Genomic DNA, 14,691 nt, shown 5'->3' with positions numbered 1-14,691 from the left:
CCGAAGGAGCACCATGAGTTCACTTGCAGGCAAGACCGCCGTCGTCACCGGGTCCTCGCGCGGCGTCGGCGCCGACACCGCCAAGCTGCTCGCCGCCGAGGGCGCCAACGTCGTCGTCAACTACCGGCAGAAGGCGCCCCGCGCCAACAAGGTCGTCAAGGAGATCGAGGCGGCCGGCGGCCACGCGATCGCGGTGCAGGCCGACATGACGGCCCCCGAGGACGTCCGCACCCTCTTCGCCCGGGCCGTGGAGGCCTTCGGCGGCGTGGACGTGCTGGTGCTCAACGCCTCCGGGGGCATGGAGACGGACCTCGGCGAGGACTACGCCCTCAAGCTCAACCGGGACGCCCAGGACGACACCCTCACCGCGGCGCTCGAGCACCTGCCCGAGGGCGGGCGCGTGGTGTTCGTGACCAGCCACCAGGCCCACTTCATCAACGACGTCGAGACCATGCCGGAGTACGTGCAGGTCGCGAAGTCCAAGCGCGCCGGCGAGGACACCCTCACCGCCCGCGTCCCGGAGCTGGACGACAAGGGCATCACGTTCGTGGTGGTCTCCGGGGACATGATCGAGGGCACGGTCACCGCGACCCTGCTCAACCGGGCCCGGCCCGGCGCGCTCGAGCAGCGCCGCGAGGCCGCCGGCAAGCTCTACTCCGTGCACGAGTTCGCCGAGGAGATCGCCCGCATGGTCACCGCCGACGTCCCCACCGGGCACGTCGAGCTCGTGGGCGGCGCGGACGACTTCCTGGCCCAGGCCGGGCAGAAGTAGTCCGGCCGGGGCCCTCCCGGCACCGCGCCGTCCCCGTCCCGGGGACTGGTGCGCTGTCCGAGGCGGGTGGGATGCTCCTCCCATCGCCGATCGGACGGCCGGGCGCAGGACGGGACCGGCCGGGGACAGGGGCGGGTGCGCCCCGGAACGGAGCCACACCATGACAGGTCCACTGATCGAGGTCGAAGGCCTGACCAAGACCTACCGCTCCCGCTCGCGCACGGTCCATGCCCTGGCGGGTCTCGACCTGTCCGTGCCGGAGGGGATCGTCAAGGGCCTGCTGGGCCCGAACGGAGCGGGCAAGACCACCGTGGTCAAGGTGCTCACCACGCTCATCACCCCGGACGCCGGGACGGCGCGGATCGACGGGGTCGACGTGGTCGCGGAGCCCGCCCGGATCCGGCGGATGATCGGCGCCTCGGGCCAGTACGCCGCGGTCGACGAGAACCTCACCGGCACCGAGAACCTGCGGATGGTCGGCCGGCTCTACCACCTGGGCGGGGCGGCCGCCCGCCGCCGGGCCGCCGAGCTGCTGGAGCTGTTCGACCTCGAGGAGGCCGGGGACCGTCCCGTGAAGGGCTACTCGGGCGGCATGCGGCGCCGGCTGGACCTCGCCGGGGCGCTGGTGATCCGGCCCCGCGTCCTGTTCCTGGACGAACCGACCACCGGCCTGGACCCGCGCAGCCGCATCGGTCTGTGGGACGTGATCCGATCCCTCGTCCAGGACGGCACCACGGTGCTGCTCACCACCCAGTACCTCGAGGAGGCCGACCAGCTCGCCGACGAGATCTCCGTGATCGACGACGGCAGCGTCATCGCGGCGGGCACCCCCGACGAGCTGAAGACGCAGCTCGGCGGGCACCGCGTCGTCGTCATGCTGCAGGACGGGGCCGATGCCGCCCGGGCTGCCGAGGTGCTCGCCCGCCACGGGGAGAGCGCCCCCACGCTCGACGAGCAGGGGCGCGAGCTCCAGGTCCCGGTCCGGCAGGGCCCGTCGGCGCTCCAGCGCATCCTCGCGGACCTCGACGCCCAGGGAGTGGCCCTGCACGACGCCGGGATGCGCCGCCCCACCCTCGACGACGTCTTCCTCTCACTCACCGGGCACACGACCGCCCCGGCCGCCGGCCCGGACGACCGGGCTCCCCACGGCGCCGTGGCCCCGACCGGCGGAGGGCAGCAGCGATGAGCATCCACACCCTGCCCGGGGCGACGAGCCCCGGCGTCAGCCTCGGCAGCTGGGCGGCCGACGGCTGGACGATCACCCAGCGCAACCTCATCAAGCTGCGGCGCTCACCGGACATGCTCGTCTTCGCCGTGCTCCAGCCCGTCATGTTCGTCCTGCTGTTCAGCCAGGTCTACGCCGGGTCGATCCGGGTCGAGGGCACCGACTACACCCAGTACCTGATGGCCGGGATCTTCGGCCAGACCGTGCTCTTCGGCTCCACGTTCTCCGGGGCCGGAATGGCGCAGGACCTCAAGGAGGGCATCGTCGACCGGTTCCGGACCCTGCCGATGAGCCCGTCGGCGGTCCTGATCGGGCGCACCAACAGCGATCTGGTGCTCAACGCCGTGTCCATGGTCATCATGATCGCCACGGGGTTCGTGGTCGGCTGGCGGTTCACCACGTCGCTCGGGTCGTTCCTCGCCGGGATCGCCCTGCTGCTGCTGTTCAGCTACGCGTTCAGCTGGGTCATGGCGCTCGTGGGCATGAGCGTGCGCAGCCCGGAGACCGTCAACAACGCCTCGTTCATCATCCTGTTCCCGCTGACGTTCATCTCCAACGCCTTCGTGCAGTCCCAGAACCTGCCGGGCCCGCTCGAGACCTTCGCCAACTGGAACCCCGTCTCCGCGCTCGTGCAGGCCGCCCGCCAGCTGTTCGGCAACACCGGGTCCGCACCCGTGCCGGACGTGTGGCCCATGCAGCACCCGGTCCTGACCGTGCTGGCCGGCAGCCTGCTGCTGCTCGTGGTCTTCGTGCCGCTGTGCCTGCGCAAGTTCGCCACGGTCAGCTCACGGTGACCGGGACGCCGCGCGCGGTGCCGGAGCGCATCCGGTGGGCCGTCGAGCACCTGGCTCTGCGGCCGGGCTGCCGCGTGCTCGAGGTCGGCTGCGGGTCCGGGGCGGCGGCGCAGCTCGTGTGCGAGCGGTCCGGCGACACGACGATGCTCGCGATCGACCGCTCCGCGACGGCCGTGGCCCGCACCACGGAGCGCAACCGCCGGCACGTGCAGGCGGGCACGCTCACCGTGCGGCAGGTGGCCCTCGCCGGGCTCACGGTGCCGGCGGCCTCCTTCGACGTCGCCTTCTCGGTGGACGTCAACCTCTTCTGGACCAGCACCGCCACCACGGAGCTGTCCGTGCTGCGGCGGGCCCTGGCCCCCGGTGGCTCGCTGCTCATCGCCTACGGGGCGGGACCGCGCCCCGACCGGCAGGCCGAGCTGCTCGAGCGGGTGCGGGCCGCGGTGGAAGCGCACGGGTTCGCGGCGCCGGTGGTACTCCGGGAGGAGCGGGGCAGCGGCATCCGGGCGCGCGCCTGAGCCGGCCGCGCCGGAGCCCACCGGACAGCTCGACCCCGCGGGCCACCCCGTCCTGACCCATCAGGTACTCCGCGGCGGGGATGCAGGATTCCGCTGAGGCCGGGAGCGGGCCCCGCGACGCGGGGTGGAGCACTCAGGACGTGCCGTCACCGATGCTGAGCATCCAGTGGATGCCGAACCGGTCGGTGCACATCCCGAACAGGCCGCCCCAGGGCGCCGGTTCCAGCGGCATGGTGACCGTGCCGTCCGCCGTGAGCCCGTCCCACCAGCGGCGCAGCACCGCCTCGTCGTCGCCGCCGACGGAGACCGACACGTTGTCCCCGACGGTCAGGTCCAGGCCGTCCGGAGTGTCCGAGGCCATGAGCACCAGGCCCTCGCCGGTGGTCAGCATCGCGTGCATGACCTTGTCCTGCTCCGCGGGGCCGTCGTCGGCGCCGTACTCGCCGAACCTGCTGATCGACAGCTCCCCGCCGAACACGGAGCGGTAGTAGGTCATGGCCTCCTCGGCCGTGTCCCGGAAGGTGAAGTAGGGATTGAGCATCATGGGCATGGGTCGGCCTCCGCCTCGATTGGATCGATGGGCCCATCATGGCGCGGACCGGCCAGGAGGAGGAAGGCCGGGCGCGTCCGTGACGGGTCGCCGGGGACGGGACGGACCCGGCGGGCGGACGCCGCTCGCAGGTGGTCGCCGGGGACGGGCCTCGCGCCGGGCACGGGCGAGGGAGCTCAGGCCGGCGCGGTGCGGGGGAGCCCGTACCAGGCCGCGGCGTTGTCGTGCAGCACGGCGGTGGCGGCGTCCTCCCCGAGGGTTGCGGCGACGAGGTCGACGTCCTCGTCCCGGAAGGGCCGCCGTGCCCGGGTGCTCGGCAGATCGGTGCCGAACAGCAGCGCGGCCGGGTCCGCGGCGTGGATGCTCCGCAGGGTCCGCGGCACGTCCAGCTCCACCCGGCCGAAGCCGGTGGCCTTGACCTTGGCGCCGCGCTCGACGAGCTCCAGCAGCCGTGGCAGCGCGTCGGCCGTCATGCCGAGGTGATCCACGCTCACGCGCGGCAGACGCCGCAGCACGGGGGCGAGCAGCTCCAGGGCGGGCCCGTCCAGGTAGAACTCCGCGTGCCACCCGGCGAGCTCGTGCACGCGCCGGGCGAGTCGCTCGATCCGCTCCGGTTGCGCGTCCCCGCCCCGGCGGAGGTTGAAGCGCACCGCGCGCACCCCGGTCCGGTGCAGCTCCAGGACCTGCTCGTCCGGCACCGAGGGCGGCAACTGCGTGACCCCGGCGAAGCCCGGGCCCAGCTCGGCCAGCGCCGCGCGCAGATGGTCCTGGTCGTGGCCCTGGAAGGAGCCGCTGACCACGGCGCCGCCCACCACGCCCAGGGAGCGGGTCCGGCGCGTGTAGTCGGCGGCCGTGAACACCGGCGGCACGTAGCCCTGGTTGGGCTCCAGCCGGAACCGCGGATCGATGACGTGCAGGTGGGCGTCGATCATCCGGCCATTGTGCCGGACCCGGCCGGCGGCTCGCCGGTCCCTGCACGGGATCCGGTGCCGGCACGCATAGTATTCATGCCGATGAATACGACCGTCCTGACCCCCGAGGAGACGCTGCAGGCCGCCGAGGACGCCCTGGAGCGGGCCCAGCGGACCTACGCGAAGAAGCTGCTGCGCCTGGTCGCCGAGGCGCTCACCCACCACCATCCCGAGGCCGTGCGCCTGGACGTCTTCGCCGACACCGGCGGCGAGGAGCTCGACTACGCCCTCGACGTCCTGCGCGACGCCGACGGGGAGCCGTCGTGGGTCGACCCGGGACGCGTCGTCGTGGTGCGCGAGACGGCCGACGACGCCCTCGGCGGAACGGTCACCGTCGCGACCCGCGACGTCCGGGAGCTGGTCCTCCGGGCCTTCGAGGTCTACGAGGGCCCGGTGGTCAAGCTGCTGCGCCACGACACCGCGCAGGACGTGTACTGGCTGGACCTGCGCCGGGTCTGATCCGGTCCCGGGCGGACCGGGACGGGCCCACCGGTGCACCGTGGTCGTGCCCCACCGGCCGCCCCGAGCCGGTACCGAGCCGACAACGGGGCGGGGGCGGGCCCGCGCCGCCGGACGGTCAGGAGCCGGTGGAGGTGATCTCGCCGCCGAGCTCCTGCTGCACCGGGTCCAGCAGGGCGCGGTCGTCGGTGGCGACCGCCCAGTTGCCCGCGTGCAGGTAGTGGATGCCCTCGATCGACTCGAGGTTCGACCTCAGCTGCTCCGTCATCTCGTCGCCGTCCGCCACGGCCAGCAGCAGGTTGTAGTCGCACGGGAGCAGGGTGCTGCCCGTGCCGCCCTGGGTGTCGCGCAGCTGCTGGTCGCCCGGGCACTCGACGCCGGCGTCGACGACGGCCTCGCGCAGCGCCAGGGCGTCCTCGAAGGTGGGCCCGTCGGCGGAGATCCGGGCGGCGATCGCGTCGGTGGTGGGCCCGCACCCGGTCAGAACCACGGAGGCGAGTGCGGCTGCGGCGAGCGCGGCGGCGGGAGGACGGCGCATGAGGTGGGGTCCTTGTCGGTGGAGGGCGGGAACCGGGGCGTCCGAGCAGGTGCACTCGGTCGTGCCTCACGGGGATCCTATGCGTTCGGACCCCCGCGACGCCCAACGTGACGGGCGCACGGCGTGACGGGCGCCCGCCGGGCACGGAGCCGCGGCTACGGGGCGGCGGGCCCGTAGCGGTGCTCGGGCCGTCCGGTGCTGCCGTAGCGCAGCTGGATCTCCACGGACCCGTCCTCGGCCAGCGCGGAGAGGTAGCGCTGGGCGGTGGCCCGGGAGATGCCGACCTTCCGCGCGATCTCCGCGGCCGAGAGCGGGGCCCCCGGTTCGAGGGCCGCCAGCACCGAGGACTCCGTCGCGGACCGGGGGCGCTCCCCGGGGGCGGCCTCGGCCGGGTGCAGCGCGTGCAGGGCGCGGTCCACGCCCTCCTGGGAGAGCCCGTCCCGGTCCGCGAGCAGGCGCCGGTACCGGGCGTAGGCGCGCAGCGTCCGCGCGAGCCGCTGGCCGGTGAACGGCTTGATGAGGTAGGCGAGCGCTCCGCGGCGCACGGCGGTCCGCACGGAGGCGGGGTCGGCTGCCGCGGTGAGCATGATGACGTCCACGTCGAGGGCGCGCAGCAGGTCCAGGCCGAGGGCGTCGGGCAGGTAGACGTCCAGCAGCACGAGGTCGGGCTGGTGGGCGTGCACGGTGCGCATGGCCTGTTCGGCGGTGCCGACCGGGGGCAGGGCCGTGAACCCGGGCACGGCGTTCACGTAGCCGGCGTGCAGCCGTCCCACGTGGAAGTCGTCGTCGACCACCAGTACCACCAGGTCGTCGCTCATCCCGCTCCTCCCGGTCCTCCGCCTGATGCTCCGCCTGTTCCGCCGCCCCGTCCGGCGGAGCCCGTCCGCTCCCCGGCCCGGCTGCCCCGGACCACGGTGCCGGGCAGCCGCGCGCAGAACACGGCGCCGGGCCCGCCCGGCCGGCCCGGGTCGGCCACCCACACGTCCCCGCCGCGGCGGCGGGCCAGCTCCCGGCTCAGGGACAGCCCGAAGCCCTGCCCGTGGGCGTCCGGCAGCACGGACGGCGCCGCGGCGCCGTCCCCCGCCGCGCGCGGCGCCGCGGTGGACCAGCCCTGGGCGAAGACGGGCTCGGGGTCGGCCACCGGCAGGCCGTCGCCGGAGTCGGCGACGACGAGGTGCAGCGTGCCCGTCCCGCCGGTCCACTCGTCCAGCAGCTCCACCTCGACCCAGCGGTCCTCGGCCACGCCCTGGACCGCCGCGCGCACGGCGTTGTCTACGAGATTGCCGATCACGGTGGTGACGTCCTGCGGATCGGTGATCTGCCCGCGGATCAGGGTGTCCTCGCCGATGCGCAGGACCACGCCCCGTTCGGCGGCCTCGACGCTCTTGGCGCCGAGGAAGGCCTGCAGGTAGGGGTCGCGCAGCAGCCGGGCCTGCTCGGCGGGATAGGTGAGCGGTCCGGTCTCGGTCACCTCGGCGACGTAGCGCCCGGCCTCCTCGGCGTCGCCGAGCGCGAGCAGGCCGGAGATGGTGTGCAGGCGGTTGGCGAACTCGTGGCGCTGGGCGCGCAGGGCCGTGCTCAGGGCGCCCACGGCGTCCAGCTGGCGGGTCAGGGACTGCAGCTCGGTGCGGTCCCGGACGAGCACCACCCAGCCCAGGCCGGGCAGGCCCGGACCGGCGGGCCGGACGGCGCGCGCCGAGAGGATGAGCACGTGCGGGCCCACGACCTGCTCCACCGCGGGGGACTCCGGGGTGGCCGCGGCCAGCAGAGCGGGGAAGGAGTCCGGCAGGCCGGCCCCGGCCAGGGGCGTGCCCACGAGCCGGGCCGGGTCCGCGACCCCCAGCAGCCGCCCGGCCTCCTGGTTCATCACTGTGATGCGGTGCTCGGGGGAGACGCCGATGACGCCCTCGTCGACCCCCCGCAGCACCGCCTCCTGGTCCTGGACGAGCTCGGCGATCTCCTCGGGCTGGAGCCCGAGGGTGAGGCGCTTGAGCCGGCGGGCGATCGCGGTGGAGGCCGCGGCGCCCAGGGCCAGCGCGCCGACGGCGGTGGCGGCCACCGGGGTGATGTCCTCCTCCAGGGTGGCGAGCACGTCCTCGCGGGAGATGCCCACGCTGACCGCGCCCACCACGGCGGAGTCCGGGCCCGGCGCGTACACGGGGACCTTCGCGCGGGCGGAGTGCCCGAGCGTGCCGCGCTCGTGGCTCGTGACCTCGCGCCCGGCCAGCGCCTCGGTCGGGTCCGTGCTGACGGGCCGGCCCAGCTGCGCGGGATTGGGGTGGGACAGCCGCAGCCCGGCGTCGTCGGTGATCACCACGAAGAGCGAGTCCGTGCGGCGACGGACCTCCTCGGCGGCGGTCTGCAGGGCACCCCGGGACAGCACGTCCGGGTCGAGGTCCCCGGGACCGGCGTCGACCAGGGTCGCCACGCCCGCGCGGACGTCGTCGTCGGCGGCCACCGACCGGGCGATCGACAGGGCCTGACGCTCGGCGTCGCGGCCCAGCCGTTCGTAGGTCAGCCAGCCGTAGACCCCGCCGCAGAGCAGCACGACGAGCGCGACCACGGCCAGGTGCAGCAGCAGCATCCGGGCCAGGAAACCGGGGCGTGCGCGGCGTGTCGTCACGGTCCCTCCTCCGGCCGGGCGGTCGTGGCGGTCCGGGACGGGCCGCCGGGGGGCGGAGCTGCCGAGGGCGGATCCTCGGCTCACAGGTCCGCGAAGAAGCGGACCGCGTCCAGGTTGGGCAGGTTGATCTGGGCGTCGGCGGCGGAGCGCAGGGCGGGCTTGCCGTTGTAGGCGATCCCGAGCCCGGCGCTCGTGAGCATGTCGATGTCGTTCGCGCCGTCGCCCACGGCGATGACGTCCTCGAGGGCGACGTCCAGCTCCGCGGCCCAGGTGCGCAGGCAGCGCTCCTTGACCGCGCGGTCGACGACCTCCCCGAGCACCCGGCCGGTCAGCCGGCCGTCGGCGACCTCCAGGACGTTGGCGGCGTGCCGGGTGAGCTCCAGCTGCTCGGCCAGCGGGGTGAGCACGCCCTCGAACCCCCCGGAGACGGCCGCCACGGCGTGGCCCTCCCGCAGGAACGCCTTGACCAGCACGTCCGCCCCGGGGGACAGCCGCACGGCGGCGCGGACCTCGTCGAGCACGCCCGCGGGCAGTCCGGCGAGGGTCTCGACGCGGGCGTGCAGGGACTGGGCGAAGTCCAGCTCCCCGCGCATGGCGGCCTCGGTCACGGCGGCGACCTCCGCCTCCCGTCCGGCGTGGGCGGCGAGCAGCTCGACGACCTCCTGCTGGATGAGCGTGGAGTCCACGTCCATGATCAGCAGCTTCTTGCGCCCGGGGTCGAGCAGGGTGGTCGGCACGACGTTGACGTCCACGCCCGGCAGCATCTGGGACAGGGGGTCGGGGCGCAGCGCGGCGAGCAGGGCGGTCGCCTCGGAGCCGTGCACGCGGGCGGTGAAGGCGTTGTAGCCGGGCACCCGGGAGTCCGGGCCCGCGGAGCCGGGGCCGGTGACCCGCACGGTGGAGAACCGCTCGATCTCGGCGCCGGCGTCCCGCACGAGGGTGAGGATGCGCTCACGGGCCTCCGGGTCCGGATTCTGTGCAAACGCGATCACAGCGAGGTCGGTGGTCATGCCGCCAGTGTATCCGGGCGCCCGGGCGCCCCCGGCCGGTGCGGGCCGCGAGCACGGGACGGCGGGCCCCGGTGGCCTACAGTGTCGGATATGAGTGCTGTGGTGGAGATGGTGGACGTCAGCGTGGTCCGTGGACAGAAGACCCTGCTGGAGTCCGTGGACTGGGTCGTCAACGAGGGCGAGCGGTGGGTCATCCTGGGCCCCAACGGCGCCGGCAAGACCACGCTGCTGTCGATCGCGGCCGCCCGGCTGCACCCGACCCGCGGCATGGTGGACATCCTCGACGAGATCCTGGGCGCGGTGGACGTGTTCGAGCTCCGCCCCCGGATCGGGCTGAGCTCCACCGTGCTGGCCGCCCAGATCCCCGAGGGGGAGACCGTGCTCAACTGCGTGGTCACCGCCGCCTACGGCGTGACCGGGCGGTGGACCGAGAGCTACGACGACGCCGACGAGGCCCAGGCGCACGAGCTGATGGCCGCCTGGGGGATCGGCCACCTGGGGGAGCGCCGCTTCGGCTCCCTCTCCGAGGGCGAGCGCAAGCGCGTGCTCGTGGCCCGGGCGCTGATGACCGACCCCGAGCTGCTGCTGCTGGACGAGCCGGCCGCGGGCCTGGACGTGGGCGGCCGCGAGGACCTGGTGGCCCGGCTGGACGAACTGGCCCGGGACGGTGCCGCCCCCGCGATCGTCATGGTCACCCACCACCTGGAGGAGGTGCCCGACGCCTTCACCCACGCCCTGCTGCTGCGCGAGGGCCGGGTCGTCGCCTCGGGACCCGTGCGCGAGGTCATGACGCAGAGGAACCTCTCCGAGACCTTCGGCGTGCCCCTGAAGCTGGTGCGGGTCGGCGACCGCTACGCGGCCTTCGCCCGCTCCTGACCGGCGGCCCCGTACATGGAGCACCTCGCCGAGTTCGTCGACGCCGTGCCCTTCGAGCCCTGGCAGGTGGGACTGATCCTGCTCGCCGGGGTGTGGGCCGGGCTGATCAACACGATCGTGGGCTCGGGCACCCTCGTGACCTTCCCCGTGCTGGTGACCATGGGCGTGCCGCCCGTGACCGCCTCGATGTCCAACGCGATGGGTCTGATCGCCGGCAACCTCACCGGCGCCTGGCACTACCGCCACGAGCTCCGGGGAGTCGAGCGGACCCTGCTCAAGCTCGTCCCGTTCTCGGTGCTGGGCGGGGTCATCGGGGCCGCCCTGCTGCTGCGCCTGCCGGAGACCGTGTTCGGCTACGCGGCGCCGGTGCTGGTCCTCGTCTCCCTCCTGTTCGTCGTGTTCCAGCCCCGGCTGCAGGCCGTGGTGCGCCGCCGGAAGCAGCAGCAGGCGGACGCCGCGGACGCCGCGGCGTCCGCCCGGGGGGAGGCCCCGCGGCCCCTGGACCCCGACCGTGCCCCGCAGCCGGCGTCCCTGTACGCCCTCGTCTTCCTGGCCGGGATCTACGGCGGCTACTTCGTGGCCGCCCAGGGGATCCTGCTGCTCGGCATCCTCGGCGTGTTCCTGCTCGCCTCCCTGCAGGCCGCCAACGCGGTCAAGGTGGTGCTCGTGGCGCTCGTCAACATCGTGGCCGCCGTCTCCTACGTCCTGTTCGCCCTGGACCGGATCGACTGGTGGGTCGTGCTGTTCATCGCCGTCAGCTCCACCGCCGGGGCCTGGGCCGGGGCCAAGATCGGTCGGCGCCTGAGCCCGGTGGTGCTGCGCACCGTGATCGTCGCGCTCGGCCTCGTGGCCCTCGTCAGCCTGGTCTCCGAGCTGTTCTGAGGCGCCCGCGCCCGCCCGGGACGGCACCGGCTACGATCGTGGCGGCCTTCCTCCTCCGACCCCGAAAGAACCCGTGACCGACTTCCCCCACCTCGTCCGCCTCGAGAGCGCCGACGACCCCCGGGTGGCCGACTACGCCCGGCTGACCGACGTCAGGCTGCGGCGCAAGCTCGAGCCGGAGCGGGGCCTGTACATCGCCGAGTCCTCCAAGGTGCTGCGCCGCGCGCTCGCCGCCGGGCACCGGCCCCGCTCCTTCTTCATGGCGCAGAAGTGGCTGGAGGACCTCGCGGACGTGCTCGCGGCGCACCCGGACGTGCCCCTGTACGTCGGCCCCGACGAGGTGCTGGAGCAGATCACCGGCTTCCACCTGCACCGCGGCGCCATCGCGGCCATGCAGCGGCCCGAGCCGGTGGCGCTGGAGCGGCTGCTCGCGTCGTCGTCCCGCGTGGCGGTCCTCGAGGACATCGTCGACCACACCAACGTCGGGGCGATCTTCCGCTCGGCCGCGGCGCTGGACGTGGACGCCGTGCTCGTCACCCCGCGCTGCGCCGACCCGCTCTACCGGCGGGCGATCCGGGTGTCCATGGGCACGGTCTTCCAGGTGCCGTGGGCGCGGCTGGAGCACTGGACCGCGGACCTGCAGCAGATCAAGGACGCGGGCTTCACCACCGCGGCACTGGCCCTGAGCGACGACTCGATCACCCTCCAGGAGCTCTCCGCCCGCCGCGACGAGAAGCTCGCCCTGGTGCTCGGCACGGAGGGGGACGGGCTCAGCGCCGCGACCGTCCACCACGCGGACCTCACCGTGCGGATCCCGATGTCCCACGGCGTCGACTCCCTCAACGTCGCCGCGGCCTCCGCCGTGGCGTTCTGGGAGACCCGCCCGGTCCGGTCCTGAACTCCCCGCAGTAACGGTTCGGGTGTCGATCGCGACCTGACCAGTGACGTTGGCATTCGTGAATTCTATTCTGGGGGTGTCTGCCAGGCCCGGTCCCACAAATCGCGGCACCAGCCGGCGTCCGGGGGCAGACGGGGGAACCGAGAAGGCACATCATGAAGAAACTGATCGCGTGGTCGGCGGCACTCGCGCTGGCCGCGGGGGCGGGGACGGTCGTCCCGGCCGCCGCCGCCGAGCCGTACTGCGGCATCACGTGGGGCTCCACGGACGAGCAGTCCGTCTCCAGCCCCGTCCACGAGACCCACCTCGTGGACGTCCGGGCCGGACGCCACGAGTGCTTCGACCGGCTGGTCGTCGACATCGAGGGCTTCACCGGCAGCTACTCCGTGGGCTACGTGGACGAGGTCACGGGCATCGGGTCGGAACTGCCGATCCCGCTGCGCGGGGACGCGGACCTGAGCATCCTCGTGGAGTCCCCGGGCCACGACTCCGACGGCGACGCCACCTACCGGCCGGCCGACCCGCAGGAGCTGGTCGACACCACGGGCCACGACACCTTCCGCCAGGTCGCCTGGGCCGGCAGCTTCGAGGGACAGTCCAAGATCGGACTGGGCGTGCGGGCGCGCCTGCCGTTCCGGACCTTCTTCCTCACCGGCCCCGGCGAGACGACGCGCGTGGTGATCGACGTCGCCCACCAGTGGTGAGGCCCCGGGGTCGCTGACGGGCGGAGGGGACCGGGCCCCGGCCGGGTCCCCTCCGCCGCCGGGCGTGAATTGCGGGCCCGGATCCGGTAGGCTGGAGCGTTGGTGCCTCCCGCACGGGACCGCGCCCGCGCCCTCCCGTGAGGACCGCGCGGCCGGACGACGACGGTGCACCGCCCACCGAGCGAAACCGTGCCTGGCAAAATCCAGGCACCTACAGAAGGTTTGAACCCCATGAAGACTGACATCCACCCGGACTACCACCCGGTCCTCTTCCGCGACCTGGCCTCCGGCAAGACCATCCTGACCCGCTCCACCGCCACCTCGCAGAAGACGGAGACGTGGGAGGACGGCAACGAGTACCCGATCATCGAGGTCGAGATCTCCTCGGAGTCCCACCCGTTCTACACGGGCAAGCAGCGCATCATGGACTCCGCCGGCCGCGTGGAGCGCTTCAACGCCCGCTTCAAGAGCTTCGGCAAGTCCGGCAGCTGACGCCGGCCCCGCTCGCGGGGTCCCCGCAGCACCGCACGCAGGCCCGGACCGCATCGGTCCGGGCCTGCGTCGTGCCCGGCACCGGCCCGGCTCCGGCCCGCACCGGGTCGGCACCGTTCCCGCGCCGGGCCCGCATCCGGCCCGGCGTAGGCTGACCCGGGACCACGACCAGCACGCACGACAGGAGAACGCGGATGGAGCAGCAGCACCGGCACGGGGAGTTCAAGGTGCGGGGCGGCAAGCTCGTGGTCGCGGACCTCCGTGTGGTCGACGGGCGCCTGGCCGACGTCTCCGTCAACGGGGACTTCTTCCTGGAGCCCGACGAGGCCCTCGAGGTCATCAACGCGGCGCTCACCGGCCTGCCCGAGGACGCGCCCCACGAGGAGATCGCGGGGGCCGTCCGGGCGGCCCTGTCGGCCGACGTCGTGCTGTTCGGCTTCTCCCCGGAGGCGATCGCCACGGCCGTGCGCCGCGCCCTGGCCAGGGCCACGACCTGGGAGGACCACGAGTGGGAGGTCATCCCGCCCACCGTCCGGCCCACCCTGGAGAACCTGGCATTGGACGAGGTGCTCGCCCGGGAGGTCGGGGCCGGGCGGCGCCGGCCCGCGCTGCGGCTGTGGGACTGGGAGGAGCCGTCCGTGGTGGTCGGGTCCTTCCAGTCGCTGCGCAACGAGGTGGACGCCGAGGGGGCGCGGCGGCACGGCATCTCCGTGGTGCGCCGGGTCTCCGGCGGGGGAGCCATGTTCATGGAGGCCGGCAACTGCATCACCTACTCGCTCTACCTGCCCCAGACGCTCGTGGACGGGCTCAGCTTCTCGGAGTCCTACCCGTTCCTCGACCAGTGGGTGATGCAGGCGTTCCAGGAGATGGGGCTGGAGGCGTTCTACGTCCCGCTCAACGACATCGCCACGGAGCACGGCAAGATCGGCGGCGCCGCGCAGAAGCGCTTCGCCGGCGGCGGCATGGTCCACCACGTGACGATGAGCTACGACATCGACGCCCAGAAGATGACCGAGGTCCTGCGGATCGGCAAGGAGAAGCTCTCCGACAAGGGCCACCGCTCGGCCAGGAAGCGGGTGGACCCGCTGCGGCGGCAGACCGGCATGGCGCGCGCCGACGTCGTCGACAGACTGATGGAGGTGTTCACCCGGCGCTACGCGGCCGTGCCGGGCGCGGTCGGGGAGGACGAGCTCGCCATGGCCCGCGAGCTGGTGGCCGCGAAGTTCGGCACGCAGGAGTGGACCGCCCGCGTGCCCTGAGCGGAGGCCGCGGCCGACGACGGCTCGCCCGCCCTGCCCCGCGGCCGGCGAAGGCCTCGACGCGCCGCGGACCGGGCGGATGTCTTGCTACGCTGAACCCGACGATCAGCAGTTCCCCCC

At 73.8% G+C, this 14,691-nt stretch carries 17 protein-coding genes; 11 read left to right on the top strand and 6 right to left on the bottom strand.

Annotated features, from left to right (window positions below):
• The first annotated feature begins 13 nt into the window (after positions 1-13).
• From RE027_RS04405 to RE027_RS04390, 4 genes are all read left to right on the top strand, one after another.
• Positions 14-772, top strand: coding sequence for an SDR family oxidoreductase (locus tag RE027_RS04405; RefSeq protein WP_368807034.1), 759 nt, complete (start codon positions 14-16; stop codon positions 770-772).
• Between the two features lie 160 nt (positions 773-932).
• The gene (locus RE027_RS04400) at positions 933-1,958 is read left to right on the top strand and encodes an ATP-binding cassette domain-containing protein (RefSeq protein WP_368807033.1); all 1,026 of its coding nucleotides are present in this window, start codon (positions 933-935) and stop codon (positions 1,956-1,958) included.
• Positions 1,955-2,791, top strand: coding sequence for an ABC transporter permease (locus RE027_RS04395; RefSeq protein ID WP_368807032.1), 837 nt, complete (start codon positions 1,955-1,957; stop codon positions 2,789-2,791). The genes RE027_RS04400 and RE027_RS04395 overlap by 4 nt, the downstream gene beginning before the upstream one ends.
• Positions 2,788-3,309 (top strand): class I SAM-dependent methyltransferase, encoded by a 522-nt coding sequence (locus RE027_RS04390; protein WP_368807031.1) that lies wholly within the window; start codon positions 2,788-2,790, stop codon positions 3,307-3,309. Before RE027_RS04395 ends, RE027_RS04390 begins: the two co-directional genes overlap by 4 nt.
• Positions 3,310-3,442: 133 nt before the next feature.
• On the opposite strand, the gene RE027_RS04385 is transcribed toward RE027_RS04390, so the two are convergent.
• Both RE027_RS04385 and RE027_RS04380 read right to left on the bottom strand, forming a co-directional pair.
• Positions 3,443-3,859, bottom strand: coding sequence for a VOC family protein (locus RE027_RS04385; protein WP_368807030.1), 417 nt, complete (start codon positions 3,857-3,859; stop codon positions 3,443-3,445).
• Positions 3,860-4,035: 176 nt separating this feature from the next.
• A complete protein-coding gene (locus tag RE027_RS04380) occupies positions 4,036-4,791 on the bottom strand; it encodes an amidohydrolase family protein (protein ID WP_368807029.1) in 756 nt (251 codons plus the stop codon).
• Between the two features lie 81 nt (positions 4,792-4,872).
• Here RE027_RS04380 and RE027_RS04375 point away from each other — a divergent pair, with 81 nt between their 5' ends.
• A complete protein-coding gene (locus RE027_RS04375) occupies positions 4,873-5,289 on the top strand; it encodes a hypothetical protein (RefSeq protein WP_368807028.1) in 417 nt (138 codons plus the stop codon).
• Positions 5,290-5,407: 118 nt separating this feature from the next.
• Here the strand turns inward: RE027_RS04375 and RE027_RS04370 are convergent, their stop codons facing one another.
• From RE027_RS04370 to serB, 4 genes are all read right to left on the bottom strand, one after another.
• A complete protein-coding gene (locus RE027_RS04370) occupies positions 5,408-5,827 on the bottom strand; it encodes a hypothetical protein (RefSeq protein ID WP_368807027.1) in 420 nt (139 codons plus the stop codon).
• 155 nt (positions 5,828-5,982) lie between these two features.
• Positions 5,983-6,645 (bottom strand): response regulator, encoded by a 663-nt coding sequence (locus RE027_RS04365; protein ID WP_368807026.1) that lies wholly within the window; start codon positions 6,643-6,645, stop codon positions 5,983-5,985.
• Positions 6,642-8,411, bottom strand: coding sequence for a sensor histidine kinase (locus RE027_RS04360; RefSeq protein ID WP_368807253.1), 1,770 nt, complete (start codon positions 8,409-8,411; stop codon positions 6,642-6,644). The genes RE027_RS04365 and RE027_RS04360 overlap by 4 nt, the downstream gene beginning before the upstream one ends.
• Before the next feature lie 119 nt (positions 8,412-8,530).
• Positions 8,531-9,460 (bottom strand): phosphoserine phosphatase SerB, encoded by a 930-nt coding sequence (serB, locus tag RE027_RS04355; protein WP_368807025.1) that lies wholly within the window; start codon positions 9,458-9,460, stop codon positions 8,531-8,533.
• Positions 9,461-9,550: 90 nt separating this feature from the next.
• Between serB and RE027_RS04350 the strand changes: the two genes are divergently transcribed.
• The 6 genes from RE027_RS04350 to lplAB all read left to right on the top strand — a co-directional run bounded on the left by RE027_RS04350 (position 9,551) and on the right by lplAB (position 14,571).
• Positions 9,551-10,336 carry an ABC transporter ATP-binding protein gene (locus tag RE027_RS04350; RefSeq protein ID WP_368807024.1) on the top strand — a complete coding sequence of 262 codons (786 nt, stop codon included), beginning with the start codon at positions 9,551-9,553 and terminating at the stop codon, positions 10,334-10,336.
• 15 nt (positions 10,337-10,351) lie between these two features.
• Positions 10,352-11,218, top strand: coding sequence for a sulfite exporter TauE/SafE family protein (locus tag RE027_RS04345; protein WP_368807023.1), 867 nt, complete (start codon positions 10,352-10,354; stop codon positions 11,216-11,218).
• Positions 11,219-11,291: 73 nt separating this feature from the next.
• The gene (locus RE027_RS04340) at positions 11,292-12,116 is read left to right on the top strand and encodes a TrmH family RNA methyltransferase (RefSeq protein ID WP_368807022.1); all 825 of its coding nucleotides are present in this window, start codon (positions 11,292-11,294) and stop codon (positions 12,114-12,116) included.
• Between the two features lie 155 nt (positions 12,117-12,271).
• Positions 12,272-12,820, top strand: coding sequence for an AMIN-like domain-containing (lipo)protein (locus RE027_RS04335; protein WP_368807021.1), 549 nt, complete (start codon positions 12,272-12,274; stop codon positions 12,818-12,820).
• Positions 12,821-13,051: 231 nt separating this feature from the next.
• Positions 13,052-13,312, top strand: a complete 261-nt coding sequence (locus RE027_RS04330) for a type B 50S ribosomal protein L31 (RefSeq protein WP_368807020.1) — start codon at positions 13,052-13,054, stop codon at positions 13,310-13,312.
• A 194-nt stretch (positions 13,313-13,506) separates the two neighbouring features.
• The gene (gene lplAB, locus RE027_RS04325; protein ID WP_368807019.1) at positions 13,507-14,571 is read left to right on the top strand and encodes a lipoate-protein ligase LplAB; all 1,065 of its coding nucleotides are present in this window, start codon (positions 13,507-13,509) and stop codon (positions 14,569-14,571) included.
• Positions 14,572-14,691 lie beyond the last annotated feature (120 nt).

The organism is Kocuria sabuli, assembly GCF_040981185.1.
Lineage (GTDB): Bacteria > Actinomycetota > Actinomycetes > Actinomycetales > Micrococcaceae > Kocuria > Kocuria sabuli.
Note: the sequence above shows the minus strand (reverse complement) of the source record. Positions and strands in the feature narration are given on the sequence as shown.

Excerpts from the sequence above, each read along its gene's own strand:
- RE027_RS04365 (WP_368807026.1), bottom strand. The coding sequence starts at position 6,645 with ATGAGCGACGACCTGGTGGTACTGGTGGTCGACGACGACTTCCACGTG.
- RE027_RS04380 (WP_368807029.1), bottom strand. The coding sequence starts at position 4,791 with ATGATCGACGCCCACCTGCACGTCATCGATCCGCGGTTCCGGCTGGAG.
- lplAB (WP_368807019.1), top strand. The coding sequence starts at position 13,507 with ATGGAGCAGCAGCACCGGCACGGGGAGTTCAAGGTGCGGGGCGGCAAG.
- RE027_RS04395 (WP_368807032.1), top strand. The coding sequence starts at position 1,955 with ATGAGCATCCACACCCTGCCCGGGGCGACGAGCCCCGGCGTCAGCCTC.
- RE027_RS04385 (WP_368807030.1), bottom strand. The coding sequence starts at position 3,859 with ATGCCCATGATGCTCAATCCCTACTTCACCTTCCGGGACACGGCCGAG.
- RE027_RS04330 (WP_368807020.1), top strand. The coding sequence starts at position 13,052 with ATGAAGACTGACATCCACCCGGACTACCACCCGGTCCTCTTCCGCGAC.
- RE027_RS04345 (WP_368807023.1), top strand. The coding sequence starts at position 10,352 with ATGGAGCACCTCGCCGAGTTCGTCGACGCCGTGCCCTTCGAGCCCTGG.
- RE027_RS04370 (WP_368807027.1), bottom strand. The coding sequence starts at position 5,827 with ATGCGCCGTCCTCCCGCCGCCGCGCTCGCCGCAGCCGCACTCGCCTCC.
- RE027_RS04405 (WP_368807034.1), top strand. The coding sequence starts at position 14 with ATGAGTTCACTTGCAGGCAAGACCGCCGTCGTCACCGGGTCCTCGCGC.
- RE027_RS04360 (WP_368807253.1), bottom strand. The coding sequence starts at position 8,411 with ATGCTGCTGCTGCACCTGGCCGTGGTCGCGCTCGTCGTGCTGCTCTGC.
- RE027_RS04350 (WP_368807024.1), top strand. The coding sequence starts at position 9,551 with ATGAGTGCTGTGGTGGAGATGGTGGACGTCAGCGTGGTCCGTGGACAG.
- RE027_RS04335 (WP_368807021.1), top strand. The coding sequence starts at position 12,272 with ATGAAGAAACTGATCGCGTGGTCGGCGGCACTCGCGCTGGCCGCGGGG.
- RE027_RS04375 (WP_368807028.1), top strand. The coding sequence starts at position 4,873 with ATGAATACGACCGTCCTGACCCCCGAGGAGACGCTGCAGGCCGCCGAG.
- RE027_RS04400 (WP_368807033.1), top strand. The coding sequence starts at position 933 with ATGACAGGTCCACTGATCGAGGTCGAAGGCCTGACCAAGACCTACCGC.
- serB (WP_368807025.1), bottom strand. The coding sequence starts at position 9,460 with ATGACCACCGACCTCGCTGTGATCGCGTTTGCACAGAATCCGGACCCG.